The sequence below is a fragment of the Nonomuraea typhae genome (assembly GCF_009760925.1).
GTDB classification, from domain to species: domain Bacteria; phylum Actinomycetota; class Actinomycetes; order Streptosporangiales; family Streptosporangiaceae; genus Nonomuraea; species Nonomuraea typhae.
Genome location: NZ_VRLV01000005.1, coordinates 133,689 through 159,463 on the forward strand (window position 1 = coordinate 133,689; position 25,775 = coordinate 159,463).

Annotated in this window: 25 protein-coding genes; 13 read left to right on the forward strand and 12 right to left on the reverse strand. The window is 72.5% G+C overall.

The genetic code is table 11. The annotated features are described in order from the left end of the window. Positions 1–26 precede the first annotated feature (26 nt). Positions 27–1,163 carry an agmatinase family protein gene (locus FVE25_RS20075; RefSeq protein WP_157248543.1) on the forward strand — a complete coding sequence of 379 codons (1,137 nt, stop codon included), beginning with the start codon at positions 27–29 and terminating at the stop codon, positions 1,161–1,163. Here the strand turns inward: FVE25_RS20075 and FVE25_RS20080 are convergent. Beyond that, on the reverse strand, positions 1,139–2,695 hold the full coding sequence (locus FVE25_RS20080) for a condensation domain-containing protein (protein WP_157248544.1): 1,557 nt from the start codon (positions 2,693–2,695) through the stop codon (positions 1,139–1,141). The genes FVE25_RS20075 and FVE25_RS20080 overlap by 25 nt on opposite strands. A gap of 147 nt (positions 2,696–2,842) precedes the next feature. Here FVE25_RS20080 and FVE25_RS20085 point away from each other — a divergent pair, with 147 nt between their 5' ends. Further along, entirely contained in the window at positions 2,843–6,976 is a 4,134-nt protein-coding gene (locus FVE25_RS20085) for a non-ribosomal peptide synthetase (protein ID WP_157248545.1), read from the forward strand. Here the strand turns inward: FVE25_RS20085 and FVE25_RS20090 are convergent. The 8 genes from FVE25_RS20090 to FVE25_RS20125 all read right to left on the reverse strand — a co-directional run bounded on the left by FVE25_RS20090 (position 6,902) and on the right by FVE25_RS20125 (position 15,405). Then, positions 6,902–8,716: an ABC transporter ATP-binding protein gene (locus tag FVE25_RS20090; RefSeq protein WP_157248546.1), complete on the reverse strand. Its 1,815-nt coding sequence runs from the start codon at positions 8,714–8,716 to the stop codon at positions 6,902–6,904. The two genes, FVE25_RS20085 and FVE25_RS20090, sit on opposite strands and share 75 nt — an antisense overlap. Further along, the gene (locus FVE25_RS20095) at positions 8,713–9,201 is read right to left on the reverse strand and encodes a TlpA family protein disulfide reductase (protein ID WP_157248547.1); all 489 of its coding nucleotides are present in this window, start codon (positions 9,199–9,201) and stop codon (positions 8,713–8,715) included. The genes FVE25_RS20090 and FVE25_RS20095 overlap by 4 nt, the downstream gene beginning before the upstream one ends. 37 nt (positions 9,202–9,238) lie before the next feature. Further along, complete coding sequence (locus tag FVE25_RS20100) at positions 9,239–9,739, reverse strand: MauE/DoxX family redox-associated membrane protein (RefSeq protein ID WP_157248548.1); 501 nt, start codon at positions 9,737–9,739, stop codon at positions 9,239–9,241. Positions 9,740–9,804: 65 nt separating this feature from the next. Continuing rightward, positions 9,805–9,993, reverse strand: a complete 189-nt coding sequence (locus FVE25_RS20105; RefSeq protein WP_157248549.1) for a hypothetical protein — start codon at positions 9,991–9,993, stop codon at positions 9,805–9,807. A gap of 79 nt (positions 9,994–10,072) precedes the next feature. Continuing rightward, positions 10,073–12,862, reverse strand: a complete 2,790-nt coding sequence (locus tag FVE25_RS20110; RefSeq protein ID WP_157248550.1) for an AfsR/SARP family transcriptional regulator — start codon at positions 12,860–12,862, stop codon at positions 10,073–10,075. Further along, entirely contained in the window at positions 12,863–13,294 is a 432-nt protein-coding gene (gene lepB, locus FVE25_RS20115; RefSeq protein ID WP_219825575.1) for a signal peptidase I, read from the reverse strand. It abuts the gene before it with no gap. 64 nt (positions 13,295–13,358) lie between these two features. Continuing rightward, on the reverse strand, positions 13,359–15,092 hold the full coding sequence (kstD, locus tag FVE25_RS20120; RefSeq protein ID WP_157248551.1) for a 3-oxosteroid 1-dehydrogenase: 1,734 nt from the start codon (positions 15,090–15,092) through the stop codon (positions 13,359–13,361). Between the two features lie 118 nt (positions 15,093–15,210). Further along, positions 15,211–15,405 carry a hypothetical protein gene (locus FVE25_RS20125; RefSeq protein ID WP_157248552.1) on the reverse strand — a complete coding sequence of 65 codons (195 nt, stop codon included), beginning with the start codon at positions 15,403–15,405 and terminating at the stop codon, positions 15,211–15,213. A 110-nt stretch (positions 15,406–15,515) separates the two neighbouring features. Between FVE25_RS20125 and FVE25_RS20130 the strand changes: the two genes are divergently transcribed. From FVE25_RS20130 to FVE25_RS20140, 3 genes are all read left to right on the forward strand, one after another. Beyond that, positions 15,516–17,084: an FAD-dependent monooxygenase gene (locus tag FVE25_RS20130; RefSeq protein ID WP_157248553.1), complete on the forward strand. Its 1,569-nt coding sequence runs from the start codon at positions 15,516–15,518 to the stop codon at positions 17,082–17,084. Further along, positions 17,081–17,602, forward strand: a complete 522-nt coding sequence (locus tag FVE25_RS20135) for a TetR/AcrR family transcriptional regulator (RefSeq protein WP_181019647.1) — start codon at positions 17,081–17,083, stop codon at positions 17,600–17,602. Before FVE25_RS20130 ends, FVE25_RS20135 begins: the two co-directional genes overlap by 4 nt. A gap of 81 nt (positions 17,603–17,683) precedes the next feature. Beyond that, a complete protein-coding gene (locus tag FVE25_RS20140; protein WP_157248555.1) occupies positions 17,684–18,667 on the forward strand; it encodes a BtrH N-terminal domain-containing protein in 984 nt (327 codons plus the stop codon). A 3-nt stretch (positions 18,668–18,670) separates the two neighbouring features. Here FVE25_RS20140 and FVE25_RS20145 read toward each other — a convergent pair whose 3' ends face one another. Next, positions 18,671–18,877 (reverse strand): Rossmann-fold NAD(P)-binding domain-containing protein, encoded by a 207-nt coding sequence (locus FVE25_RS20145; protein WP_219825576.1) that lies wholly within the window; start codon positions 18,875–18,877, stop codon positions 18,671–18,673. Positions 18,878–18,936: 59 nt separating this feature from the next. Between FVE25_RS20145 and FVE25_RS20150 the strand changes: the two genes are divergently transcribed. Together FVE25_RS20150 and FVE25_RS20155 are read left to right on the forward strand one after the other, a co-directional pair. Further along, positions 18,937–19,590, forward strand: coding sequence for a TetR/AcrR family transcriptional regulator (locus FVE25_RS20150; protein ID WP_157248556.1), 654 nt, complete (start codon positions 18,937–18,939; stop codon positions 19,588–19,590). Between the two features lie 68 nt (positions 19,591–19,658). Next, the gene (locus FVE25_RS20155; RefSeq protein WP_157248557.1) at positions 19,659–20,528 is read left to right on the forward strand and encodes a GNAT family N-acetyltransferase; all 870 of its coding nucleotides are present in this window, start codon (positions 19,659–19,661) and stop codon (positions 20,526–20,528) included. Between the two features lie 13 nt (positions 20,529–20,541). Here FVE25_RS20155 and FVE25_RS20160 read toward each other — a convergent pair whose 3' ends face one another. Together FVE25_RS20160 and FVE25_RS20165 are read right to left on the reverse strand one after the other, a co-directional pair. Further along, on the reverse strand, positions 20,542–21,342 hold the full coding sequence (locus tag FVE25_RS20160; RefSeq protein ID WP_157248558.1) for a CPBP family intramembrane glutamic endopeptidase: 801 nt from the start codon (positions 21,340–21,342) through the stop codon (positions 20,542–20,544). A 113-nt stretch (positions 21,343–21,455) separates the two neighbouring features. Then, on the reverse strand, positions 21,456–21,824 hold the full coding sequence (locus FVE25_RS20165; protein WP_157248559.1) for a VOC family protein: 369 nt from the start codon (positions 21,822–21,824) through the stop codon (positions 21,456–21,458). 63 nt (positions 21,825–21,887) lie between these two features. On the opposite strand from FVE25_RS20165, the gene FVE25_RS20170 reads away from it, so the two are divergent. The 6 genes from FVE25_RS20170 (at position 21,888) to FVE25_RS56840 (ending at position 25,683) form a co-directional block, all read left to right on the forward strand. Beyond that, a complete protein-coding gene (locus tag FVE25_RS20170; RefSeq protein ID WP_157248560.1) occupies positions 21,888–22,337 on the forward strand; it encodes a MarR family winged helix-turn-helix transcriptional regulator in 450 nt (149 codons plus the stop codon). 33 nt (positions 22,338–22,370) lie between these two features. Then, positions 22,371–23,129: a MerR family transcriptional regulator gene (locus FVE25_RS20175; protein WP_157248561.1), complete on the forward strand. Its 759-nt coding sequence runs from the start codon at positions 22,371–22,373 to the stop codon at positions 23,127–23,129. A gap of 81 nt (positions 23,130–23,210) precedes the next feature. After that, positions 23,211–23,807 carry an RNA polymerase sigma factor gene (locus FVE25_RS20180; protein ID WP_157248562.1) on the forward strand — a complete coding sequence of 199 codons (597 nt, stop codon included), beginning with the start codon at positions 23,211–23,213 and terminating at the stop codon, positions 23,805–23,807. Next, positions 23,800–24,906: a CU044_5270 family protein gene (locus tag FVE25_RS20185; RefSeq protein WP_157248563.1), complete on the forward strand. Its 1,107-nt coding sequence runs from the start codon at positions 23,800–23,802 to the stop codon at positions 24,904–24,906. Before FVE25_RS20180 ends, FVE25_RS20185 begins: the two co-directional genes overlap by 8 nt. Continuing rightward, positions 24,887–25,504 carry a CDP-alcohol phosphatidyltransferase family protein gene (locus FVE25_RS20190; RefSeq protein ID WP_343046149.1) on the forward strand — a complete coding sequence of 206 codons (618 nt, stop codon included), beginning with the start codon at positions 24,887–24,889 and terminating at the stop codon, positions 25,502–25,504. Before FVE25_RS20185 ends, FVE25_RS20190 begins: the two co-directional genes overlap by 20 nt. Continuing rightward, entirely contained in the window at positions 25,453–25,683 is a 231-nt protein-coding gene (locus tag FVE25_RS56840; protein WP_343046150.1) for a hypothetical protein, read from the forward strand. Before FVE25_RS20190 ends, FVE25_RS56840 begins: the two co-directional genes overlap by 52 nt. Positions 25,684–25,775 lie beyond the last annotated feature (92 nt).

A 25,775-nucleotide genomic window follows, 5' to 3' on the forward strand; every position in this document is an offset into this window, starting at 1 on the left:
TCGTTGGGCGCGAAGACTCCGAAGGCATGACCAACGTAAATCAAGAAGGCGCATGGGCCCAGTGGGCCGAGGCGGAGCTTCCGACGGCACGGCGGGACGAGGAGATCGAGCGGGCGCTGGCCCATGGGCTGCCCGGGGCGCCGACGATCAAGGACCGGACGATCTCCACGTTCGCCCGAGGGGAGCTTCCCCACTTCGCCGGCGAGCGCGGCACTTTCCTGAAATGTCCGTACTTAGAGGATGTGCATGAGGTCGGGGACGCCGAGGTGGCCATCTTCGGCGTTCCCCTGGACTCCGGGGCGACCTACCGGCCCGGGACCCGCTTCGGCCCGCAGGGCATCAGGCGCTCCACGAACCTGTTCGGCACCTACAGCTACGAGCTCGGCGTCGACCTGCGCGAGCAGCTCAACATGGTGGACATCGGGGACGTGTTCACCATCCCCGGCAACCTGGAGAAGTCGTTCGACCAGATCAGCCAGGCGATGAGCCACGTCGTGCGGCAGGGCGTGCTGCCGGTGGTGCTGGGCGGCGACCACTCCATCGGCTTCCCCACGATCCGCGGCCTGGCCCCGCACCGGGAGGGGAACGTGGGCATCATCCACTTCGACCGGCACGTCGACACCCAGGAGACCGATCTCGACGAGCGGATGCACACCACGCCCTGGTTCCACGCCACCAACATCAAGAACGCCCCGGCCACCAACCTCGTCCAGGTCGGCATCGGCGGCTGGCAGGCGCCCCGGCCCGGGGTCCAGGTGGGCCGGGAACGCGGCACGACCGTGATCACCGTGGGCGACGTCGAGCGCGTCGGCGTGGAGCGGGTCGCCGAGACCGCCCTGGAGATCGCCTGGCAGAACGCCGAGGCGGTCTACCTGTCCTTCGACATCGACGTCATCGACGCCGGGTTCGTCCCCGGCACCGGCTGGCCGGAGCCGGGCGGACTGCTGCCCCGCGAGGCGCTGAACCTGGTCCGCCTGGTCTCCGAGCCCGGCCTGGCCGGAATCGAGGTGGTGGAGTGCTCACCGCCCTACGACTGGGCCGAGCAGACCGCCCTGCTCAGCGCGCGGGTCATCCTCGACAGCCTCGCCGTGCAGGTGAAGGCGGGCAAGCTCGGCCGCAAGGCGGCCACGGCCACCCGTCACGCCTGGGGCCCGACGACGTAGCGGCGTGGCGCGACCGCGTCCGGGTGGTGGGCCAGCAGGTCGAGACAGGCCCGGTGCACCTGGCCTTGGGTGAGGCCGGCGCCGGTGCTGAGGTGGCAGGTGAACGCGCCGTCCCGGTCGAGCGTGACGCTCGCCCGGCTGCCGGGCACCGCGGCCTCGACCAGGCGCCGCACCGCCTCCGGCCGCACCCACGACTGGCCGGAGCGCACCCAGTCCGGCCCGTACGGCATGGCCGTCACCCCGGTGACCGCCTCGATCTCGGCGACGTCCACCACCCGCTCCCCGGCCGCCGTCAGCAGCCTGACCAGCCCCGCGCCGAACACCTCGGCCTCGTGCCTGGGCAGCGCCGCGGGGTTGACCCACAGGGTCAGGTCGAGCACGGTGTCGAGCCGGTTGATCCAGAGCGAGAGGTTGGCGGGCAGCGCGGCCTCGGGCAGCCAGGTCAGCTCGGGGTCGCCGGCCGGATCCTCGTCGTCGTCGGGCGGCACCTGGGCGCTCATGTCGTTGAAGACGCAGTCCCTGGCGTACCGGGTGCCGCGTTCGGCGTCCATGGCGTGGATCGCCTCCCACAGCGCCTCCGAGTCGAACCGGCTGCGCTGGTACCCGGCGAGCGCGGCCACCCGGAAGCGGGCGATGAGCTCGTCGAAGGTGGCGGCGGCCAGATCGGTCACGATCAGGGCGTCCTGGGCGAGCGGGCCGATGTGCGTGCGCAGCCTGGGATGGCTGCGGTTGCTCGACAGGGAGGCCAGCAGGCAGGTCGGCTGGGCCGTACGGTGGCCGGCGAGGGTGCCGAGCGCGGCCATCACGATCATCGAGGGGCTGGCCCCGGTCCTGGCGGCGGCACGTTCCAGGCCGGGCATCACGGCGGCCGAGCGGACGCGCAGGCGCGGGACCATGGCGTGCTCGGTGTCGAAGGCGACGGGGAACATCGTCTGCGGCGATCTGGCCAGCCCGCTGCGCCAGTGTTCCAGGGCCGCCTCGGCGCGCCGGACGGCGGCCGGGGTGCGTTCGCCGGCCGCCAGTTCGATGGGCTGGGTCGGCTCGGGACCGGGCAGCGGCCGGCCGTGCAGCAGCGTCTCCCACTCGCGCAGCAGGTGGGCGAGGCTGATCGCGTCCACGACGGTGTGCGGGAGCACGAAGACCGCCAGCCGCGGCTCGTCCCCGGCGAGGATCACCGCCATCCGCAGCGGGAACTCGCCTTCGAGGTCGAAGCGCGGGGCGCGGAGCCGGGCGCCCGCCTCCTCGGCGGCCCGCATCGGCGGCCCGCCGGAGCCGGGCACGACCACGATCTCCAGCGCGCCCTTGCCGTGCACGTGCTGGAGGTCACCGGTGAAGGTCGTGCGCAGGCCCTCGTGCCGGGAGAGCAGCGCGAGTGTGGCGTCGGCGATCCGGTCGAGGCCGATCCGCCGCGGCACGCGTTTGATCATCAGGAAGTTCATGTGCTCGGGAGGATCCCGGCGCACGCAGCGCGCCATGTTGGCTTGGCCCATGGTCAGCGCACCCTGCCGGTCCGGCAGGCCATCGAAGTGCACGATCAGATTCAACGGAGCCCGTCCATTGTCCGCGTCCACTGGAGCTGTGTAGCATCACGCTAACAAACAAATAGGAAACTTTCCTATAAGAAAATTTGTCAGGTCCGGGGTCAGAACGCACGCACCCGCCAAGGGAGTACGGCCACGATGTTCGCCACCCTGTCACCCGCGCAAGAGCGGATGTGGTTCCTGGACCGCCTGGCCGGCGGCGACTCCAGCTACACCATGCTGGCCGCCGCCCGATTACGCGGCACGCTGGACCCCGCCGCCCTCTCCCGCGCCCTCACCGAACTGGCCGCCCGGCACGAGTCGCTGCGCACCGCCTTTCCCGAGGTGGGCGAGACCCCCGTGGCCGAGGTACGGCCGGCCGCCCCGGTCCACCTGGACCTCGCCGACATCACCGAGGCCGAACTCGGCGCGGCGGTCGCCGCCCGGGCCGACGAGCCCTTCGACGTGGCCAGGGGCCCGCTCTTCCGGGCGGCCCTGCTGCGCGTGGCGCCCGCCGACCACGTCCTGGTCATGACCATGCACCACCTGATCGGGGACGCCTGGTCGGTGGAACGCGTCATGTTCCCGCAACTTGACGAGCTTTACACCGCCTTCGCCGCGGGGCACGAGGCGCCGCCGGTGCCCGCGGCTCCGCCGTACCGGGACTATGCCGCGACGCGGCGCGAGCAGGAGCACGAGGAGCAGCGCGCGTTCTGGCGGGCCGAGCTGGAGGGCGTGCCCGCGCTGGAACTGCCCGCCGACCGGCCGCGACCGGCCGTGCGGGGCACCCAGGGGGCGAAGCACGTCCACACCGTGCCGATCGAGGTCTGGGACGCCGTCACCGAGCTGGCCAGGGCCCGGCGCTGCACGCCGTTCATGGTGGTGATGGCCGCCTACCAGACCCTGCTCATGCGCTACACCGGCCAGGAGGACTTCTGCGTCGGCACGCCGGTCGCCGGGCGGGACCAGGAGGAGTTCGAGGACGTCTTCGGGCTGTTCATCAACACCCTGGCCGTCCGCGCCGCGCTGGACGGCGACCCCACCGTCGGCGAGCTGCTGAAGCGGGTGCGCAAGCGGCTGCTGCGCGCGTTCTCCAACGCCGCGGTCCCCTTCGAGCAGGTGGTCGGCGACCTCGGCGTGGGCCGCGACCCCGCACGGACGCCCGTCTTCCAGACCATGCTCATGCTCGGGCTCGTCGGCGAACAGCCGCTCCGGCTGGGCGAGCTGACCGGCGAGATGGTCGGGGCGGGACCGGAACGAGCCACGTTCGACCTGGCCGTGGACGTGGTCGTGGGCCCCGCGGGGCTCAAGCTGGTGATCACCTACAGCACGGAGTGCTTCGCCGCCGAGACCGTCGAACGGCTGGCCGCGCACCTGGAGCGGCTGCTGAGGGAGATGGCCGCCCGGCCGGAGGCCCGGCTGAGCGAGCTGGAGATGCTGTCCCCGGAGGAGCGCGCGATGCTGCTGGGCTCCGGCGCTCCCGCGGCCGGGCCGACGCCGCGGCTGGAGGAGCTGATCGCCGAGCAGGCCCGCCGTACGCCGCACGCGCCCGCGGTGATCACGCCCGACGGCGTCCTCACCTACGCGGAGCTGGGCGTACGGGCCCGCGAGCTGGCGGGCGAGCTGCGCGCCCGGGGCGTACGGCCCGGCGCGCGGGTGGCCGTGTGCCTGAAGGCGAGCCCCGAGGCGATCGTCGCGCTGCTCGGCGTCCTCGAGGCGGGCGCAACCTACGTGCCCCTCGACCCCGATCAACCGGCCGAACGGCTGGCCGCGCTGACGGCCGACTGCGGCGCCCGCGTGGAGATCGGCTCGACGGTGCGCGACCTGCCCGCGCCGGAAGGCGAGCCGTCCTGCGGCGCCGCCTATGTGATCTACACCTCAGGCTCCACGGGCGCGCCGAAGGGCGTCGTCGTGGCGCACGACACAGTCGTACGGCTCGCGCGGGCCTTCATCGACCTGCACGGATTCGGCCCCGGTCAGCGGGTGCTCATGGTGCCGCCGCTCAGCTTCGACGCCTCGGCCGGCGACCTCTACCCGGCGTTGCTCAGCGGCGCCGCCCTCGTGCTGCACCCCTCGCCCTTCGCGCTGAGCGGCCCCGAGCTGCTGGACCTGTGCGCCCGGCACGGCATCACGATGGTGGACGCGCCCACCGCCCTGTGGCGGCAGTGGGTGGACGACCTCGCCGGGCTGGACACGGTCGATCCCGGCCCGCTGACCACGGTGATGGTCGGCGGCGAGAGCGTGCCCGTGGACCGGCTGCGCACCTGGGCCCGGCTCACCGGCGGGCGCCTGTCGTTCTTCAACCACTACGGGCCCACCGAGGCCACCGTCTGCGCGACCGTCTACCGGACCGTCGACGGCTCGGAGCTCTGCCCGCGGACCCATCTGCCGATCGGCACGCCGCTGCCGCACGTGCGGGCCCACGTCCTGGACCGGCACGGCGGCCTGGCGCCCATCGGGGTGCCCGGTGAGCTGTGTCTGGGCGGGCCGTGCCTGGCCGAGGGGTACCTGGGACGGCCCGAGCTGACCGCGGAGCGGTTCGTCACCATCCGCGGCGAAAGGGTCTACCGCACCGGGGACCGGGCCGTCCGCCGCGCCGACGGCAACCTGGAGTTCCTGGGCCGCGACGACCGGCAACTCAAGATCAACGGGGTGCGGGTCGAGCCGGGTGAGGTCGAGGCGGCCTGCCTGGCCTGCGAAGGCGTGCGGGAGGCCGTGGTCACCGCGGTGGGCGGGCGGCTGGTCGCCTACCTCACCGGTGACGGGCTCACCCGGGCCGAGCTGCGGACCTTCCTGGCGGGCAAGCTCCCGGCCGGCATGGTGCCGCACGACCTCGTCATGCTCGACGCGGTGCCCATGACGCCGCACGGGAAGATCGACTATCGGGCGCTGCCCCTGCCCGAGGTCGAGGCGGTGCCGTACGAGAGCCCGCGCACGCCCACCGAGCGGGCCATCGCCGCGGTGTGGGAGGAGACGCTCGGCGTGGCCGCCGGGCGCCGGGACAACTTCTTCGACCTGGGCGGCCACTCACTGCTCACGCCCAAGACCGTCGGCCGGATCGCCGCCAGGACCGGGCTGGCGGTCGGACTCGACGTCTTCTTCGCCGCCGCCGACCTGGCCGAGCTGGCCGCCCGGCTGGACGGGCACGCCGTGAGCGGGCCCGACGTGCGGGCGGACGCGGTGCTGCCGGGCGACCTGGTGTTCCCGGGTGCGCCGGCCCCCGCCTCGCCGCCCCGGCGGGTGCTGCTGACCGGCGGCACCGGGTTCCTGGGCGCCTACCTGCTGGCCGCGCTGGCCTCGGAGCCGGGAGTCAGCGTGCACTGCCTGGTCAGGGGGTCCGACCCCAAAGCCCGGCTTCAGGCCAACCTGGAGCGCTACGGCCTCTGGCGGCCCGAGCTGGCCGGCCGGATCGTGCCCGAGCAGGGCGACCTGGCGGCGGAAGGGCTCGCGGACCGGCTCGGCCACCTGGCCGTCGACGTCATCGTGCACAGCGGCGGCCTGGTGGACTTCGCCAAGCCGTACGCGGGGCTGCGACCGGCCAACGTCGGCGGCACGCTGGAGATCATCCGCCTGGCCGCCCGGAGCGCGACCCCCGTGCACCTGGTCTCGACGCTCGGCGTGCACCTGGCGCCGGGGGAGCGCGTCGTGCGCGAGGACGACCCGCTGCCCGACCCCGACCGGCTCCACCCCGGATACGACCAGAGCAAGTGGGCCGCCGACCGGCTCGCCTCGGCCGCCCGCGCCGCCGGGCTGCCGGTGAGCATCCACCGGCCCGCCAGGATCAGCGGCGACACCGCCACCGGCGCCTGCCCGCCCGGCGACTTCCTCGGCCGGTTCTTCGCCACCTGCATCACGCTGGGCGCCGTCCCCGACGGCGAGCGGCTGGACATGACGCCCGTGAACCACGTGGCCGCGGCGATCACCCACCTGGCCCGCACCGGCGCCACCGGCGACTTCCACTACTACAACCCGCGCACGCTCACCTCGGGCCACATCGTCGCCGGCCTTCAGGAGCGCGGCTTCCCGCTCCGGCTCATCCCGGGCGCGGACTGGCGGGCCGAGGTACGCAGACGGCTGGCGGCGGGCGAAGCCCTCCCCGTCGCCGCCTACCCCCGCTCCTTCACCGAGTACGGCCAGGCCAAGGGCCCCGACTTCGACTGCTCCCGCACCGAACGACGACTGGCCGAGGCCGGCCTGACCTGCCCGCCCGCCTCCGCCCTACTGGACGGCCTCCTCACGCACCTGATCGGCTCCGGGGAACTCCCGATACCCCCTGGCCTGGACCTCGAATAGCCGCGCGTACTCGCCCCCGGCGGCCATGAGCTCGTCGTGCGTGCCCCGCTCGGCGATCCGGCCGCCGTCCAGGACCACGATCACGTCGGCCGCGCGCACCGAGCCGAGGCGGTGGGAGACCAGCACGCTGGTGGCCCCGGACCGGTGCTCGACCAGGCGGCGATGGATCTCGTCCTCCGCCCGCGGGTCCAGGCCGGAGCTCGGCTCGTCCAGGATCAGCAGGTCACGCCGCTCCCTGACCAGCGCGCGGGCCAGCGCCAGGCGCTGCCACTGGCCGCCGGACAGGGTGACGCCCGGCTCGTCCTCGTCGAGGAAGATCCGGCTCAGCAGCGTGTCGTAGCCGTGGGGCAGGGCCTCGACGAAGGCGTCGGCGCCGGCCAGACGGGTTGCGGCACGGACACGGGCCCGGTCGTCCAGCGCGGACAGGTCGCCGACCGCGACGTTCTCGGCGGCGGTCAGGTCGTAGCTCATGTGGTCCTGGAACAGCACGCCCATCCTGGCGCGCAGGGCGGCGGGGTCGATGGCGCGCAGGTCCACGCCGTCCCACAGGATCGCGCCACGGGTCGGGTCGTAGAAGCGGCACAGCAGCTTGACCAGCGTGCTCTTCCCGGCTCCGTTGAGGCCGACGAGGGCGACGGCCGCGCCGTACGGGATCGTCAGGGTGAGCCCGCGCAGCACCCAGGGGAGGCTGTCGTCGTAGCGGAACCACACGTCGCGCAGCTCGATGCCGCGCCGCAGCGCGGGCGGCGCCGCCGAGGAAGCGGGCAGGTCGCCGGGGAGCGCGGTCACCTCCCGATGGAAGGCGAACACCGACAGGGCCCGGCGGGCGTTGGCCACGTTCTCGACCACCTCGGTGAGCGCGAGCTGCGTCCCGGCCACGGCTGCGGCGAAGGCGGTCACGCCGCCGAGGCTCAACCGGCCGTCCAGGGCGGCGTACGCGGCCCAGAGCAGGCCCGCGCCGCTCACCGCGGCCGACAGCGCGGCCAGCAGCGACTGGGTCACCGCCTCCCGCCGGTCCAGGCGCCGCTGACCGGCGTGCACACCGGACAACTCCCCGAGCATGCGGTCCTTGAGGAAGCGGCCCAGGCCGAACAGGCGCACCTCCTTGGCCGCCCGCACGTCCGTGAGCAGGGAGGAGTAGAAGATCTGCCGCCGCACCGCCGCCGACTGCCCGGTGACCAGCGCCAGCCGCCGCTTCTCCAGCGACATCCGGGCGATCAGCGCGGGCAGCGCGGCCAGTGCCACCACCCCGGCCATGACCGGGCTGAGCAGCGCCAGGGCGGCCAGGAGCCCGGTCAGCGTGATCACGTTGCGCACGATGTCGAACAGCCCCGAGGTGACCGGCGCCAGCATGCCGCCGGACGCCTGGGCGGCCATGCGCAGCTTGTCGAGAAAGGCCGGGTTCTCGAACCGGGCCAGCCCCTGGAACCCGTTCACCGCCGTGTACAGCCGATCCTGCAGCAGCCGGTCCATCCGCCGGTCCGACTCGGCCCGCAGGTAGCCGGTCACGTGGGGCAGCGCCCCCGCGGCCAGTCCGACGAAGATGAGGCCGCCGGCCGGAGGCAGGATCCGGTCCGGACGGCCGGCGGCCAGCTCATCGACGAGAACCTTGGTCAACCACACGGTTCCCGTCGGCAGCAGGCCGCTGACTATGGTGACGGCCAGGTAGATCCCTGCCAGGCCGGGGCCGGCGCGCCAGCACAGCGCCGCCGCCGCGCCGGTGCCGCGCAGCCCGTTCACCCCGCCGGCGCCGGCGCGGTGAGCTCCAGGTGCGCCGCGACGACGGTGCCGTCCGGGCCCACCCGCAGGAAGGTCGGGAACGCCTCGACCCCCACCGCCTTCTCCAGCGCCGCGGCGCGTTCGCCCGTGACGACGTACGGCAGGCCGTCACACGCCTCGGCCAGCCGGTCGCGCTTGGGCCCGTCCCCGCAGACGACCGCCATGGCGTCCAGGCCGCGGGCCGTGGCGGCGAAGGCGGGGGCGTGCACGTGGCAGGCGTCGCAGTCGGCGTGGAAGAAGGCCACCAGGCCGGGCCATTCCGTGCCGTCGGCGGGCAGGGCGCGCCCGACCAGGACGGCGGGGTCGTAGGGCGGCGGCGTCGCACCGGACAGCCGCGCCAGCTCGGCGGTGTGTTCCCGGAGGCGGCGCAGCACCGCGAAGGTGAGCACCAGATCGAACAGGAGGAGCACGCCGACCAGCACGACGGCGGCGATCAGGACAGACATCGGGACACCTTCATGGGGACACCTTCATCGGGACACTTCACTTGAACAGGCTCACCAGGTCATCGAGGCGCACCACGACCAGCACGCCCGCGGCGGCGGCCACCAGCGCGACGGCCACGCCCGCCGGGTCGGCGGCGGCGGACCCGGCGAACGCGCCGGAGGCGAGCCCGGCACCGGCGGCCCCCGCCAGGACGAGGTTGCGCACCACGTGGGTCACGCCGAGCGGCGCGGCGGTGGCGCCGAAGCACCGGCACGGCACCCGCCGCCCCCGGCGCAGCCCGAGCAGGATGCCGGTGGTCAGGACGGCCAGCAGCAGGAGCGCCGCGCCGAGGCCGGCGGGCGTGGCCAGGGAGACGGCCACGAGGATCTCGGCCCCCAGCAGCGCATAGGCGGCGGGCCGCACCCACGGGACGAACCCGAGGGCGGCGATCGAGGCGACGTACTCGCCGAAGGCCGCCCGCCCGCGCACCTTGCCGGCGACGGCGATCACGAAGACGCCGGCCAGCAGCGCCTGGCAGGCGATCGTCACGTAGAGCATGGTTTCCCCGATGCCGTGTGGATCGCCGACGCGACGGCGATCCACACGGCACGATCGGTGACCGGTCAGCAGCGTCCGCGCGGCTCGCAGCCGACCGTGCAGCCGTGCGTGCCGCCGACGATGTGGCAGAGCTTCATGTAGCGCGTCTGGCCGTAGCACCAGCAGTGCATCCAGTAGGAGCTGTCGGCCTGCGCGGTGGCCTTCGGCACGAACTTCTCGAGCAGGCGGTCGCCTAGCTGTCCCAGGAGGTTCATGAAGAGTCACTCCCTAATGAGTGTTTGGGGGGCAGCCGAAACGCTAGGACCGGGTCATACAGCGGCGCATACAGCCGGCCTACAACCGGGCCGTGAGCAGCGCCTCCAGCACCGGATCGGGCCGCAGCCCCGGCGCCGCGAACAACGCCGCCGCCCGGCGGGCCTCCTCTTCGCCGCCGAGCGCCCGGGCCAGCTGACGGGTGGCTGCGGCGGTGCCGTACTGCTCGCCGAGCCGCGCGGTCAGCTCCAGCGCCCGGCCGAGGTCGGCGGCCGCAGCGGCCCGCGCGCCGTTGCGCAGGTGGATCTCGGAGCGGCTGAGCAGCACCTCCCACTCGTCCTCCCGGTTGCCGGTGTCGCGGCAGCGGGCCAGCGCCGTCGCGAACGCCGCCAGCGCCTCCTCCCGGCGATCGAGCAAGGTGTAGGCGCGGCCGAGCGCGGCCAGCGTGATGCTCTCGCCGAACAGGTCGCCGTTGGCCCGGCGCAGCGTCAGGCAGCGCTCGAAACAGCCGGCCGCCTCCGCCCGGCGGCCGAGCCGCAGCAGGACCTCGCCGAGGTTATGCAGGACCATGCCGACCCGGCTCGAGCCGTGCTCCTCCAGCAGCTTCAGCCCGGCGGCGATGTGCTCGAACGCCTCGTCCAGGTCGCCGGTGCGCATGCCGAACCAGCCCAGGGTGTGCAGCGCCAGCCCTTCCGCCTCCCGGTCGCCGAGCTCGCGGCGCAGGCCGAGGGCGCGGTCGAAGCAGGCGCGGGCCGCGTCGATCCGGCCGGCCCGCCACTCCACGACCCCGAGCGTGGTCAGCGCGGCAGCCTCCCCGGCCCCGTCCCCCAGCCGCCCGGCCGCCTCGGCGGCCAGCCGGGCGATGCTCTCCAGCTCCCGCCACCGGCCGGTCTTCGTCGCCAGCGCCTTGACCAGCGGCAGCAGGTCGATCACGAAGCGGGGCTCACCTGCCGCCGCCTGCGCGGCAGCCGCGACCAGCGCGGGCGCCTCGGTCTCGAACCACTCGACCGCTTCCGCGGGATCGTCGAAGGCGCCTTCTCCCGCGTGAAGGTGCGGCTCCACGGTCAAGTGGACCTTGCGGCACATGCCGAGGTACCACGCCAACGCCCGCCGTACGGCCCGCTCCCGCTCGTCGGGGGGATCATCGCGTACGGCCAGCTCACCGGCGAACACCCTGAGCAGGTCGTGCATCCGGAACCTGCTGTCCCCGACGGGCTCCAGCAGGCGGGCCTCGGCCAGCTCGTCCAGCGCCGCCTCACCCGCCTCCGGCTCGGCCCCGAGCAGCGCGACGGCCGCCTCGACCCCGAGCTCGGCCACGTCCAGCACCCCGAACAGCCGGAACGCCCGCGCCGCGGCAGCGCTCAGCGCCTCGTAGCCGGTCGCGAAACAGGACCGGACGGCCAGATCGGCCACCTGCAGCTCGTCCAGGCGCCGGGCGCGCAGCCGCTGGGCGTAGCGCGGCAGCGACCAGGAGGCCCGCGCGGCCAGGCGGGCCCCGGCGATGCGCAGGGCCAGCGGGTGGTAGCCGCACAGCCGCGCGATCTCGGCGGAGGCGTCCGTCTCGGCCTCGATGCGCGCCTCACCGGCCAGCAGCGCCAGCATCCGCACCGACTCCGCCTCGTCCAGCACCCCCACGGCGACGTGCGCCGCGTCCAGCGTGGTCGGCGCCGCCCGGGCGGTGATCAGCGTCGCGCACCCGGCGCTCGCCGGGATCAGCGGCGCGACCTGGGCCGCGTCCACGGCGTTGTCGAGCACGACCAGCACCCGCCGCTCCGCCAGCGCCGACTGGTAGGCCGCGGCCGCCTCGGCCGGCGCCGCGGGCACCTCGCTCACCCCGAGCGCCCGCAGGAACCGCCCGAGCACCTCGGCGGGCCACAACGGCGCCAGCCCCGGGCTCGACCCCTGCAGATCGACATAGAGCTGACCGTCCGGGAACTGCCCGGCCACCGCGTGCGCCACCCGCAGCGCCAGCGTGGACTTGCCCACCCCGCCGGGCCCGTTCAGCGCCACCAGCGGAGGTACGGCGCAGCCGCGCAGCGCGCCGAGCATCGTGGCCAGTTCGCCCGACCGGCCGACGAAGACCGACGGCTCCCTGGGCAGCTGGCGCGGCCGGGTCCGCCCCTCGGGCGCCGCCGGCTCGATGTCGCGCTCCCGCGACAGGACGGCCTGGTGCAACCGGCGCAGCTCGGGCCCGGGATCCAGGCCGAGCTCCTCCGACAGCACCCGCCGGGCCGTACCGAACACCTCCAGCGCCCCCGCCACGTCGCCCGCGCGGTACAGGGCCACCATGAGCTGGCCGTACATGCGCTCCCTGAGGGGATGCGCGGCGAGCAGCTCGCGCAGGCGCCCGAGCACGGTCAGGTGCGCGCCCATCTTGAGCAGGATCTCGGTGTGCTCCTCGACCGTGCTGAGGTACTGGCCGGTGAGCCGGGCCACCACCTCGCGCAGCGTCGGTCCCAGCGGCACGTCCTCGGCCGCCGGGCCCCGCCACAACTCCAGCGCCCGGGCGTAGGAGTCCTGGGCGGCGGCCGGATCGTGCCGGGCCAGCGCCTGCCGCCCGCGCGCGGACAGCTCCTCGAACCGGGCCAGGTCGAACTCCTCCGGCGCCACCCGCAGCATGTATCCGGCCTCGGTGGTGACCAGCTCGGTCCGGGTGAGCTTACGCAGCTGCATCAGGTAGGTGCGCAGGTTCGCCACGGCGGAGTGGGGCGGCCGCTCGTCCCACACCTCGGCCACCAGCGCGCGGACCGGCACCACGTGCCCGGCCCGGGCCAGCAGCATCGCCAGCACGGTCCGCTGCTTCGGCGCCGTGATCGGCACCGGTACGTCGTCGACCTCGACCAGCAGCGGCCCGAGAAGCCGGAACCTCACCTATAACGCCTGGCCGCCCAGCCGGCGCAGCGCGACGCCGAGCAGCTGGTCCGCCGGGAAGAACCCGCGCTGGCGGGAGTCGGCGCTGCCGCCGGGGTTGTCGCCCAGGACGACCAGCGCCCCGTCCGGCACCGTGCCCGTCTCGCGCAGGCCGTCGGGCACCGGGTCGCCGGGCAGCGCGACCACCCGTTTGACGTTCCAGCGCCCCGGCTCCCGCGGTGGTTCCAGCACGACCACGTCGCCCCGGCTCACCTGCCCGGGCCGCCGCCTGCGCACCAGGACCCGGTCGCCGTCGGCCAGCGTCGGCGTCATGCTCTCGCCCTGGACCGTGACCACGACGTAGCTCCGGCGCGCCCATACGGCGCCCGCGGCCAGGAGGAGAACACCGAGAAGAAGCCCGCTGACAACCAACGCCGCCTCGCCTTCACGCAAGATCCGTCCGGGCCAAGGTGGCGGCTGCCGGCGCGGGCTGTCAACCCTCTTCCGCGTGAAGCCGTTACACGTGGTTGGCGGCGATGTGGCCGAACGTCATGGCCGGGCCCAGGGTGGATCCGGCGCCGGCGTAGCTGCGGCCCATGAGCGGGGAGGAGGCGTTGCCCGCGGCGTACAGACCGGGGATCACCGCGCCGCTCGTGCTCAGGACCCGCGCGTGGACGTCCGTGGCCAGGCCGCCCTTGGTCCCCAGGTCGCCGGGGACGATCTTCAACGCGTAGAACGGCGGCAGCAGCAGCGGCGCCAGGCAGGAGTTCGGCACCACGGCCGGATCGGTGAAGTAGTGGTCGTAGGCGCTGTCGCCGCGGCGGAAGTCGAGGTCACGGCCGTTGAAGGCGAAGGTGTTGAACCGCAGCAACGTCGAGCTGAACGCCGCGGCGGGCACGCCCATCTTGGCCGCCAGCCCGTTCCACGTCCACGACTTCACCACGGCGCCCGCCTGATACCAGGAGCCGGGGAAGTCCAGCGTGGGCGGGATGTCCTTGAACAGGTACCGGTTGCGGTAGTTCTGGTCGATCACCAGCCACGCCGGGATCGCGTCCTGCGCGTACATCACGTGCACCACGTCGCTGTACGGCGCCGCCTCGTTGACGAAGCGCCGCCCCGCCTGGTTGACGATCAGGCTGCCGGGCAGCGTGCGCTCGGCCAGGCAGAAGTACGGCTCGCCGGGCAGCGGGATGGCCGGGCCCCACCAGGCGTCGTCCATGAACTCGACCGCGGCCCCCACCTGGAGGCCGGCTCGGTGGCCGTCGCCGGTGTTGGAGTCGGCGCCCACGGTCCAGTCGGTGCCGATGGGCTGCTCCTGGTACTGGGTGCGCATGGCGCCGTTGTGCTCGAACCCGCCCGAGGCCAGGATGACGCCGCGCCTGGCTCTGAGCAGGGTCTGCGTGCCGTTCCTGGTGACCAGGGCGCCGGTGACGCGACCGGCCTCCACCCGCAGGTCGGTCAGCGGGGTGTTCAGCCAGACGGGCACCCCGGCCTGCGCCAGGCCCACTCTCAGGGCGCCGGCCAGCGCCTGGCCCATGGTGAGCGGCTCGATGCCGCGCGCCTTGGCCGCCACCCACCGGGCCGCGCCCTCCAGCGCCACGGCCGCGCCCTTGGCGTTGACCAGGGCCAGGTTGAGCCACTTGTAGTCGGCGCTGAAGATGACCTCACCGGCCGGGACCGGGATGTAGGCGGGGGTCAGGTTGGCCAGTTCCGGGCCCAGGAGGTTGCCGTCGAACAGGTCAGGCTCGATGGAGCGGCCGTTGGGCAGGCCGCCGGGGAGCTCGGGATAGTAGTCGGAGTACCCCTCCATCCAGCGGAAACGCAGGGGGCTGTGCCGTACGACGAAGGAGATCATCGCGGGACCGGCGGCGAGGAAGGCGGTTTGCTTGGCCGCGGGGACGCCGCTGGGGGAGACGACGGCGGACAGGTACGCGGCGGCCTTGGCCGGGGTGTCGGGGACGCCCGCGGCCAGGATCGTCTCGTTGCCGGGAACCCAGATCCCCGCCCCCGACCGGGCCGCCGAGCCGCCGAACGTGGCGGCCTTCTCCACGACCAGCGTGCTCAGGCCCCGCTTCGCGGCGGTCAGCGCGGCCACCATGCCGGCGGCGCCCGCGCCGATGACGATGACGTCGTATTCCTGGGTGACCGCCGCCCGGGCTTCGGCCGCTCCTTCGGTCGCGCCGAAGATCACCAGGCCGGTGGCGGCGGCGGTGCCGCGTAAGAGGGCGCGGCGGGTGGGGTGCTGGGACATGGGGATACAACCCTCCACGAGTTCAGGGGCCTCGCGCCAGGGCCGTCGTGAGAGCAAGCATGCGATTGGTTGGGAATCTTGTCAACGGGACCGGCGCACCGGTCCCGTTGGAGGGTTCTCAGCTAACCGGCAGCCCGCCGATCGGCAGCCCGCGGGTCAGGCTGGAGAGCAGGTCGCCGGGCATCGACTGGGTCTGGCGCTCGTCGGGCGGCGCCGGCGCGGCGTGGGCGGGGGTGATCATGAACAGCCCCGCCAGGGCGGCGGCGGGGATCAGGGCCAGGTAGCGCATCGTGCTCCTTCGCAAGGTCGTCATGGACCCCAGCATCCTGGGGCGCCGCCCGCCCGCCCGCCATGCGCCCCGCTGCGCCTTGACCAACATCAGACCCTCTTCCATTTAGTAATCGGTACGGTATCGTTTACTAAGTGACTGACACCGTCCTCATCGCGGGCGCCGGGCCCACCGGCCTCGCGCTGGCCATCCACCTGGCCCTGCACGACGTCCCCATCCGCGTCATCGACGCCGCCCCCGCCCCCGCCACCACCTCCCGCGCCCTCGGCCTGCAGCCGCGCGGCGTGGAAGTGCTGGAACGCATCGGCGCGCTCGGCGACCTCCCGGAGCGCTCCCAGACCTCGCTCAACATGTCCTACAACGAGGGCCCACGCACCGTCCTGCGCTTCCACGTTGGACAGGCTGTCGCCGACCAGCCCAAACAGACACTGCTCATCTCCCAGGCCGAGGTCGAGGGCGCCCTGCGGGTACGGCTGGCCGAGGTGGGCGGCACCATCGAGTGGGGCAAACGGCTGGAGGCCGTCCAGCAGGACGCCACCCGCGTCAAGGCCACCGTCCGGACCCCCGACGGCGCCGAGGAGCACATCGCGGCCCAGTGGCTGGTGGGCTGCGACGGCGCGCACAGCATGGCGCGCAAGCTCGCCGGAATCGGCTTCCCCGGCCGCAAACTCCTCGAACGCCTGCTGATGATCGACGTCCAGGCTTCGTGGCCGTTCGACAGGAACGGCAGCACCACCTGGATGGAGGCGGGGAACATGCTCTCGGTCACCGCGCTGCCGGACAACACATGGCGCGTCTTCACCGAGCCACCCGCCGGCCTGCCCGACCGGCTGTCCGACAGCGAGATCACCGAACGGGTCCTGGACGAGTTCTCCCGGCGCAGCGGCATCGGCCTCGACACCGTCGGCGACGTCCGGTGGGCCTCGGAGTTCCGGATCCACCGCCGGCTCGCCGACACCTACCGCCGCGGCCGGATCCTGCTGGCGGGCGACGCGGCGCACATCCAGAGCCCGACCGGCGGCCAGGGACAGAACACCGGACTCGGCGACGCCGAGAACCTCGCCTGGAAGCTCGTGCTGGTCGCCCACGGCCGCGCCGGGCAGGAACTGCTCGACACCTACGAAGGCGAACGACGCCCGCTGGCCCGCAACGTCCTGCGCGCCACCAGTACCGCCGTGGACATCATGCTGCCGCACACGCCCTGGAAACGACTCGTCCGCGACCTGGTCGTCCTGCCGGTCTTCCGGCTGCCCGCCGTACAGCGCCGGCTGTGGCTGGCCGCCTCCCAGCTCGGCATCACCTACCGAGGCGGCCCGCTGGCGCCGGGATCGCACCGATGGCTGCCCGGCCTGCGCCCCGGCGACCGGATGCCCGACCTGGCCTGCCGCCGTCCAGACGGCGGCCGCACCACGCTCCACGCCGCGATCCTCGGGCGCTGGGTGGTGCTCGCCGCCGATCCGGACACCGCCGTACGGCACGCCGACGCGGCCGCCGCGCAACTGGGCTCCGGACTGGTCATCGCCCTGACCTCGGCGGAACCCCCGGCCACCCGCGACGTGATCCTGATCCGCCCCGACGGGCACATCGGTTGGCGTGGCCGTCCGGCACCCGACAAACTGACGGCATGGCTGAACCAGGTGCTGTGGCCCGCGCAGAACGCCACGGCCGCCCACGCGACCCGGAGAACGACGCAGCGATCATGAATGCGGCGTTGGACCTGCTCATCGAGCGCGGCGCGGCGGGCACCAGCATCGAGGCGGTCGCCCAGCGCGCAGGCGTGGCGAAGCTGACCGTCTACCGTCGCTGGAAGGCCAAAGAGGACCTGCTGATGGCCGCGCTGGAACACGCCCGCAACCCCGACACGGACGCGGACCCGGCCGGCCACTCGATCGACGAACTGGTCGCCAACATCGCCGACCTCCTCAGCCGCCCCCGCTTCCGCGCCCTGATGGCCAGGGTCGTGGGCGCCTCGGTGGACTACCCGCACCTGGTGGCCGCCTACACCAAGCGTTACCTCCGCCCGCGCCTGGACGCCCTGACCGCCACCGCCCGGCAGGCCGTCGCCGCCGGCCACTTCCCCCCTGACACCGACCCCGGCGTCATCCAGGACATCCTGGCCAGCGCGATCGCCGCCGTCCTCCTGCAGCAGGAGGAGGTGACGGCCGCCCAGATCGAACACCGCCTGCGAACCCTCCTGCACCACATCGGCTACCAGCCCTGACCCGGTGGCTGGACTCTCCCACGGGGGGAGACCTCATGCTGTCGGGGACCGTTCGCCGCGTGAGCATGAGGAGAGCGACGCATGACCATCGTGAAGGACATCGAGGCCCGCGGCACGCAGCACTGCGAGACGACGGCGCTGGGGGTGCTGCTGCGGCACGAGGGACTTGACCTGTCCGAGCCGATGCTGTTCGGGCTGGGCGCGGGCCTGTCCTTCGTCTATTGGGACAGCAAGGGCATGCCCTTCCCGTTCCTCGGGGGCCGGGTCAAGCCGTTCGACCTCACCAGGAACCTGGCCGCCAGGCTGGGGCTGACGCTGGCGGCCGCCGAGACCACGTCGCAGCGCAAGGCGTGGCAGAACGCGGCCGCCGCCGTCGACGCCGGCCGCCCGGTCGGGCTTCAGCTCGACTGCTACCACCTGGAGTACTTCACCTCCAAGGTCCACTTCGGCGGTCATGTCGTCGCGATGTACGGCTACGACGACAACGACGCCTACCTGGTGGACACCGACCAGCAGGGAGGGGCGGTACGCACCAGCCGGGCCAGCCTCGCCCTGGCACGGGCCGAACGCGGCCCGATGACCGCCAGGAACCGGTCCTTCACCCTCGCCCTGCCGGCCCACCCGCTCACCTGGCAGGACCAGCTCATCCCCGCCATCAGGGAGTGCGCCGACGCCTTCCTCGCCGCCCCCATCGCGAACCTGGGCCACCGGGGCATCGAGAAGGCCGGCAACCAGGTGCCCGCCTGGCTGCGCCGTACCGCCGACCCGCGCGAGGACCTGCAGCAGGCCGCCCTCGTCATGGAGAGGGGCGGCACCGGCGGCGCGCTCTTCCGCACCCTGTATCGCGACTTTCTGGGCGAGTGCGCCGAGCTGATCGACGACGAGAACCTCCGCGCGGGTCACAGGATGTACGGCGAGGCCGCGGTCCTGTGGACGGACGTGTCCTCCTTGATCGCGAAGGCCGGGGAGACCGGGGAGGTGGACTACCTCGAGCAGGCCGGAGTCCTCCTCCACGCCCTGTCGCGCATCGAGGAGGCGGCCATGCGGCTGCTGCGGCAGCTGTAGGCCCTACCAGGGGACGGTCTCGCCGTGCAGGTCCAGGAACCGCAGCCCGGGGGCGCCGGCCTGCGCTTCGAGGACGTCCACGACGGCCGGGACACTCTCCTGGGGGCTGAGGGGCGCATCGGGCCCACCCAACTGGGTCCGGTTGTGGCCGGGGTCGATGAGCAGCTTGGTCTGCCCGTCGCCGGCATGACGGGTGGCGTAACTGCGCATGAGCTGGTTGAGCGCGGCCTTGCTGGCCTTGTAGAGCTCGTAGCCGGGCTCGGTGTTGCATGCCCACCGCGAACTCTCAGCCCCGCAGAGCGCGCTCCGGCAACCGCCGCGACGAGGCCGCCCGCCTGGCCGTCCTCCACGCCGCCGACGATCTGCTCGCCGAGCACGGCTTCGGCGCGCTGACCATCGAGGCGATCGCGCGCCGCGCAGGGGTGGCCAAGCAGACGATCTACCGCTGGTGGCCGTCGAAGGTCGAGATCCTCCTCGACACGCTCATCGCCGACAGCGCCAAGAGCCTTCCTGCCCCCGCGGAGCAGTCCGCGGCGGAGGACCTCCGCGGCTACCTACGCAGCTTCGCCCGCTTCCTCACCCAAGACCCCGCCGGCAAGGTCCTGCTCGCACTCCTCGCCCAGGCACAACACGATCCCGGCACGGCTGCCGCCCTTCACGAGCGCTACCTGGACCCCCGCCGTGACCGCGAACGCGACATGCTCACCCGCGCCGTCGACGCCGGCGAGATCTCACCCGTCCTCGACCCCGACGCCACCATGGACGCCCTCGTCGGCCCGCTCGTCTACCGCGCCTTGACCGGCGCGAGCATTCCCCGCGACCTGGTGGACACCCTTTTCGAGAACCTGCTCCGATCGCCGGATCCGGACTCAGCAGGTGACGCAGGGCGGTCCGATGAGTATCAGAGCGCGCCGGGCCGGTAGCGGGCTTTGATGCCTGCCGGCCGGAAATTCGGGTGCGGTGGGGCGGTGGGGCGGTGTGTGATCGGGGGATGGCGATCGAGATGGGCAGGCCCGGGGTCGACGGGCTCGGTGACGTGCTGCGGGTGTTGCGGGAGTGGCAGTACGGCGAAGCGCCCGTGCAACTGCACCCGGGGGACGTCGGGTGGTTCTGGCGGTTCGGGGCGGAGAAGACGGCGGAGGCCACGCGGACCTGGAGCCGGGCCGGGGAGGTTCTGGCGGTCGGGCTGCTGGATGGCGAGGACCTGCTGCGGCTGGCGGTCGCGCCGGAGGCGTTGCGGGACGAGGCGCTGGCGCAGCAGGTGGCCGAGGACGTGTCGGCGGACGAGCGTGGTGTGCTGCCCGGGGGCAAGGTGTATGTCGAGGCGCCGGTGGGCGCGCTGGTTCAGGACGTGCTGTTCAGGGGCGGCTGGGAGGTCGGCGAGCCGTGGACGGTCCTCCGGCGTGACCTCGGCGTGCCTGTGCCGGATCCCGGCGTTCGCGTCGAGGTGATCGGGCCGGAACGGGCGCACGAGTGGGCCTCGGTCCAGCGGGCGTCGTTCGATGGGTCGACGTTCAGCGAGGAGCGCTGGCACGCGATGGCCTCGGGCCCGGCGTTCGCCGACGCGCGGTGCCTGGCCGTCCGCGATGAGCGGGGCGAGGCGGTGGCGACCGTGGGGGTGTGGTCGGCGGGTGAAGGCAGGATGGGGCTGATCGAGCCGATGGGGGTGCACCCGGCCCATCGTGGTCACGGTTACGGGCGGGCGGTGACGGTCGCCGCGGCGCGCGTGCTCCAGGAGATGGGCTCGTCCAGCGTGGTCGTGTGCACCCCGAGCTTCAACGTCGGCGCCGTGGCCACCTACCAGTCGGCCGGTCTCGAGCGGCTGGGTGAGAGGCGGGACCTGTACCGCAGCGCCGGTTGATGCCGGGGTGAGGTCACATCGAGTAGGCGCCGGTGGCGAGGGCGATGACGCCGACCACGGTCATCAGCAGCGCCGAGCCGGGGTGCATGGCGATCGAGAGGCGGATGTCCTGCTTCTTCCAGGCGAGCCAGACGCCCGGGTAGAGGAAGACGAGCTTCGACAGGACCGTCCACGGAGCCCAGAAGTGGTACACGGAGAAGAAGAAGGTGTTGAAGAACGGGGCCCACTTGCCGAGCTGCGGAAGGCGGGGCAGCAGGAAGCCGCGGAAGTAGTACTCCTCGAGCAGGGGCAGGGTGAAGCCGGTGAACGGGGCGCAGATGAGCAGCGTGGTGAGCACGAGCTCGTGCGGGTAGCCCTGGAGGTAGGCGGTGCCTTCGGGGCCGGCGCCCTGGTAGTTCACCCAGGTGAAGAACCAGTCGTAGACGAGGTTGTCCAGCGGGGTCAGCGAGAGCGAGACCACGGTCATCCACACCAGGCACGCGGCCCCGAGCCAGAAGACCCTGCCGCGTGAGAGCGGCTTGGCGCGGTAGTGGACGACGCCCTTCATCGTGTACCGGCCGGTCTGCTTCTTGCCCAGCCACAGCAGGAAGAACTGGAGGGGGAAGAGCACGAGCGCGAGGGCGATGGCCCAGGCCAGGAAGCTCGGGTAGTTGATCGCCCGGGTGAAGGGGGCGGCGACGAACGCGTACACGGCGACGATGACCGCGCCGGGCACCAGGTGCAGGGCGAGGGAGAGCGGGACGGAGTGACGGTCGGCGAGGAGCTTCGCGACGAAGCCTCGGGTGCCGGCCGGGGGGTGTGCTGCTGTTTCCATGCCGAGAACTGTGGCCCCGCGGGCCTACACGAGCCTGACATGGCTCTGACATGGCTTCGAGTCGCGGTGAAAGGCGCACGTCACAACAGCGGAGCGGCGGCGGTCTCGGCCTGTCAGGCGCGGTCGTGGAGAGTGACGTGGTAGCCGTCGGGGTCGGCGAAGGCGAAGGTCCGGCCGAAGGGGCCGTCGATCGGTGCGGAGACGATGGTGTGACCGTCGGCGACCAGGGCGTCGTGGATGGCCTGGACGTCGGTGGCGTGGAGCCAGATCGCGACACCGAGGCCGGGCTGAGCGACGGATGCGAGGTCGGTGCCGGGAATGACGTCGCGGAGTGCGAACGCGATCGGCTTCGTCTCGAAGACGACGGCGTGCGGGGGGCCGGCCTGTGAGCGGACGAGGCCGAGGTACTGCTCGTAGAACGCCTGCGAAGCGGTGAGGTCGCGCACCTGGAGCGAGATGAAGTCGGGGCCGGTGGCGGGCATGGTGATGCTCCTTATCTTCGTGTCAGCTTTCTGACACAGGTCAATGTATGTCAGACTTCTGACATGAGTCAAAACGGCGTCGACCTGGACACGTCACTGGGCTACCTGCTGAAAGAGGCGTCGAGCGCCCTGCGCGTAGCCATGGAGGAGGTGCTGCGGCCACTCGGGATGAGCGTGACGCACTACTCCTGCCTCGAGCTGCTGGCTCAACGGCCGGGTCTGTCGAACTCCGAGCTCGCGCGCGGCGCGTTCGTGACCAGGCAGACGATGAACGTGCTGCTCCAGGCCCTGGAACGAGACGGCTACGTGACCAGGCCAGCGACGGCGCCCGTCGGGAAGGCGCTGCCCACGCGGCTCACGCCGCGCGGCCGGCGGAGCCTGGCGAAGGCGACCGTGGCGGTCCGGTCCGTCGAGGTCAGAATGCTGGCCGGCATGACGGAGACCGAGCAGTCGCAGGCGTTCCGGATCCTGCGGAGCATGATCCATTCCCTGCGCGACGGCGACGACGTTTGACCCTCACGTAACGGGAGGCCGCAAACTGCAGGCATGAGCTACTCGGTTGGTCAGGTGGCGAGGTTCGCCGGAGTCACGGTGCGGACGTTGCACCACTATGACGAGATCGGGCTGCTCTGCCCGGGTGAGCGGACGTCGGCCGGCTATCGGCGGTACACCGAGGCCGACATGGACCGGCTCCAGCAGGTCCTGTTCTACCGCGAGCTCGGCTTTCCCCTGGAGGAGATCGCGGTGATCCTCGATGAGCCGGGGGCGGACGCGATGACGCATCTGCGCCGTCAGCACCAGATGCTCATCCAGCGGATCGACCGGCTCAGGATGATGACGGTCGCGATCGAGAAGGAGATGGAGGCACGGACGATGGGCATCAATCTGACGCCCGAGGAGAGGTTCGAGGTGTTCGGGGATTTCCGGCCCGAGGACCACGCGGAGGAGGCGGAGGAGCGCTGGGGCGGCACCGAGGCGTTCAAGCAGGCCAACCAGCGTATGGCCGGGATGACGAAGGCCGACTGGGTGCGCTTCGCCGAAGAGGGCAAGGCGGTGGCGGAGGCGCTGGCGGCGGCGTTCCGCGAGGGCGCCCCCGCTGACGGCGTGCGTGCCATGGATCTGGCGGAGGAGCATCGGCAGCACATCACGCGGTGGTGTTATGACTGCAGCTTCGAGATTCACCGCGGGCTGGGTGACATGTACGTGGCCGACCCGCGGTTCTCGGCCAACTACGAGCCGCTGGCCGAGGGCCTGACGGCGTACATCCGGGACGCGATCCACGCCAACGCCGCCCGGCACTCATAAACCACCGGAGAAAAAAGCGTGAAGGCGATCCGGGGCAGCGGCGGATAAACAGGTGTAACCCACAGAAGGGACACCATGCGAATGGCCGCTCCCCCGGACGTGCCCGTGACCGTCGGCGACGCGACACTCGTCGAGCAGTCGCTGCGGCTCCCGGACGTGTTCGCGGTGCTCTACGACCGGTACTTCGACGAGATCCACCGCTATCTCGCCGGCCGCCTCGGCACCCAGGCCGCCGACGACCTCGCCGCCGAGACGTTCCTCGTCGCCTTCAGGAAGCGGCGCACGTTCGATCCCGGCCGCGGCGCCGTGCGTCCCTGGTTGTACGGCATCGCCACCAACCTGGTGGCGCAGCATCGCCGCAGCGAGACGCGCAGGTTAGCCGCCTTCCAGCGGACTCCCGTCGACGACCGGGCCGATCACGGCCACGAGGACAGGGTGACGGCGCGCGTGACCGCCGCGAGCGCACAGGGGCGGCTCGCGTCGGCTCTGGAGCGGCTGTCCGAGGGCGACCGCGACGTCCTGCTGCTGATCGCGCTGGCCGATCTCAGCTATGAGGAGGTCGCCCAGGTGCTCGACATCCCTTTCGGCACAGTCGGATCCCGCCTCAACCGGGCCCGCAAGAAGCTGCGCGCGGCGCTGGGCGGGAGCAATCCCATGATCGGAGGGTCCGATGGATGATGATCTGACCGCGGTGCGCGATCTGCTCTCCACGCCGGGCCCGAGCCGTGAGGTCACCGACGGGGGCCGGGCCCGCCTGCTGGCGGCCGCCTGGGGCAGGCCGCCTCGCAAGCACCGTCCGGGTGGCTGGACGGCGCCGTTCCGCTACGGGCTGGTGGCCGCCACGCTGGCCACGGCGCTCGGGGTCGCGGTTCTCACGCCCTCGGGCTCCCTGGTGCTCTCCCCGGATCCGGCCGCGACCGCCTCCAACGCGCCGACCGCCCGGCAGATCCTGCTGGCCGCCGCGACCGCGATGGCGCGCACGCCGTCGGCGGGTGACTACTGGCGCGCGCGTACGGTCACCGGCAAGTTGATCGTCAGCCCGGATCGCGGGTACGTGCTGCGCCGCGACTCGGCCAGCGAGACCTGGCTGAGCAGGTCGCCGGACAAGCGAGGCTGGTCGTTCAACCAGTATCTCGGCGCCCGTCCGGCGGCGGAGGCGGACAAGCTGGCCTGGCAGATGGCGGGTGAGCCGGTGAGCTGGCGCTACCCGGCCGACGTGACGGGCATGGGCTTCATCGGCGCGGGCGAGACCGTGCAGTCGGCGGCGGGCGCCAGGGTCGGCGGCCCGCCGAAGGGGCCGGTCAACTGGGAGGAGGTGGATCGCATCCCGGCGGGCGCGGCGGCGCTGCGTTCCTATCTGGAGCACAAGATCGGCGACGTGAGCGACAGGGAACGGGTCTCGCGGCTGCGCAAGGGCTGCATGGAGATCCTTTCCGGGCTGCCGGTCTCGGCGGAGGTGCGTGCCTCGGCCTATCAGGTGATGGCCTCGCTGCCGGGCATGACGGCGGAGGGCGAGGTGACCGATCCGCTGGGCCGTACCGGACAGGGGCTCAGTTACCAGGTCAACAAGCCGGAGGGCCAGGTGGGCAACGGCCGGTTCGTGATCGATCCGGACAGCGGCTTCCCGCTGGCGAACGAGACCAAGGGCGTCGGGCGGCTGGCCGACGGCCGGAGCGTGGAGGTGAGCACCTTCACCGCCTATCAGCAGATCGGCTGGACGGATGAGGAACCCGACCTGGAGGGGGCGCGGGCAGGCGATGGCATTCACGCTGGATGAGGTCAAGCGGCTCACGTACAAACCGCGTGACGCCTGGTGGACGGTGTTCCTGGTCGATCCGGTGGCCGGGCGGCTGGTGGTGGCGGCCGGCCGTACCTCGATCACGCCGAACCAGGTGACCTGGGCGGCGTTCGTGCTCGGGCTGGGGTCGGCCGCCTGTTTCCTGATGGGCGAGCTGGTGGCGGGGGCGGTGCTGTATCACCTGAGCTTCGTCCTGGACTGCGTGGACGGCAAGATCGCCCGGCTGAAGGGCACGGGAACGGTCTTCGGCGGCTGGCTGGACTACGTCTTCGACCGGATCCGGGTGCTGGCCTGCGCGGTCGCGCTCATGTGGGGGCAGTACCGGCTGACCGGTCACGACTTCTTCCTCATTCTCGGCATCGTCGTGGTTTTTCTGGACATGTTGCGATACGTCGATGCCTTCCAGGTGGCCAAAGTCCGCCGCCAGATGCGGCGGCAGATCGACGAGGCGGCCGGGGAGGAGCACGACCTGGAGCCGGAGGAACTGGTCGACCTGCAGCGCGGATTCCGGACCCACTTCTCCTGGTGGCCGTCCGCGACTGGCTGCGCGAGCACCGGGTGCGCACGCATCTGGTGAGCGGCATCGAGTTCCAGATGGCGGTGTTCATCGTGGGTCCGCTCCTGGGCCTGGTGGCGCCGGTCACGCTCGCGGCGGCGGGGATGCTGCTGGTGTTCGAGGTGGCGATCATGTACAAGCTCTGGCTGTCCGCGCGTGACCTGGCCAAGGCCCTGGACGGCATGCGGGCGGGCGGTTAATTGCGTTGAGCCCCCGGGCGGCCGTCTGCTCTACTCGTGGACGGCCGCCAACCAAAGGAGCCCCGAAATGCGCCGAGCGTTCATGTTTCCGC

What these genes read in the sequence shown, in the direction of transcription:
- FVE25_RS20075 (WP_157248543.1), top strand. Translation starts at nt 27, where the DNA reads ATGACCAACGTAAATCAAGAAGGCGCATGGGCCCAGTGGGCCGAGGCG.
- FVE25_RS20085 (WP_157248545.1), top strand. Translation starts at nt 2,843, where the DNA reads ATGTTCGCCACCCTGTCACCCGCGCAAGAGCGGATGTGGTTCCTGGAC.
- FVE25_RS20095 (WP_157248547.1), bottom strand. Translation starts at nt 9,201, where the DNA reads ATGTCTGTCCTGATCGCCGCCGTCGTGCTGGTCGGCGTGCTCCTCCTG.
- FVE25_RS20100 (WP_157248548.1), bottom strand. Translation starts at nt 9,739, where the DNA reads ATGCTCTACGTGACGATCGCCTGCCAGGCGCTGCTGGCCGGCGTCTTC.
- FVE25_RS20105 (WP_157248549.1), bottom strand. Translation starts at nt 9,993, where the DNA reads ATGAACCTCCTGGGACAGCTAGGCGACCGCCTGCTCGAGAAGTTCGTG.
- kstD (WP_157248551.1), bottom strand. Translation starts at nt 15,092, where the DNA reads ATGTCCCAGCACCCCACCCGCCGCGCCCTCTTACGCGGCACCGCCGCC.
- FVE25_RS20125 (WP_157248552.1), bottom strand. Translation starts at nt 15,405, where the DNA reads ATGACGACCTTGCGAAGGAGCACGATGCGCTACCTGGCCCTGATCCCC.
- FVE25_RS20135 (WP_181019647.1), top strand. Translation starts at nt 17,081, where the DNA reads ATGAATGCGGCGTTGGACCTGCTCATCGAGCGCGGCGCGGCGGGCACC.
- FVE25_RS20140 (WP_157248555.1), top strand. Translation starts at nt 17,684, where the DNA reads ATGACCATCGTGAAGGACATCGAGGCCCGCGGCACGCAGCACTGCGAG.
- FVE25_RS20145 (WP_219825576.1), bottom strand. Translation starts at nt 18,877, where the DNA reads ATGCGCAGTTACGCCACCCGTCATGCCGGCGACGGGCAGACCAAGCTG.
- FVE25_RS20150 (WP_157248556.1), top strand. Translation starts at nt 18,937, where the DNA reads ATGCCCACCGCGAACTCTCAGCCCCGCAGAGCGCGCTCCGGCAACCGC.
- FVE25_RS20155 (WP_157248557.1), top strand. Translation starts at nt 19,659, where the DNA reads ATGGCGATCGAGATGGGCAGGCCCGGGGTCGACGGGCTCGGTGACGTG.
- FVE25_RS20160 (WP_157248558.1), bottom strand. Translation starts at nt 21,342, where the DNA reads ATGGAAACAGCAGCACACCCCCCGGCCGGCACCCGAGGCTTCGTCGCG.
- FVE25_RS20165 (WP_157248559.1), bottom strand. Translation starts at nt 21,824, where the DNA reads ATGCCCGCCACCGGCCCCGACTTCATCTCGCTCCAGGTGCGCGACCTC.
- FVE25_RS20170 (WP_157248560.1), top strand. Translation starts at nt 21,888, where the DNA reads ATGAGTCAAAACGGCGTCGACCTGGACACGTCACTGGGCTACCTGCTG.
- FVE25_RS20175 (WP_157248561.1), top strand. Translation starts at nt 22,371, where the DNA reads ATGAGCTACTCGGTTGGTCAGGTGGCGAGGTTCGCCGGAGTCACGGTG.
- FVE25_RS20180 (WP_157248562.1), top strand. Translation starts at nt 23,211, where the DNA reads ATGGCCGCTCCCCCGGACGTGCCCGTGACCGTCGGCGACGCGACACTC.
- FVE25_RS20185 (WP_157248563.1), top strand. Translation starts at nt 23,800, where the DNA reads ATGGATGATGATCTGACCGCGGTGCGCGATCTGCTCTCCACGCCGGGC.
- FVE25_RS20190 (WP_343046149.1), top strand. Translation starts at nt 24,887, where the DNA reads ATGGCATTCACGCTGGATGAGGTCAAGCGGCTCACGTACAAACCGCGT.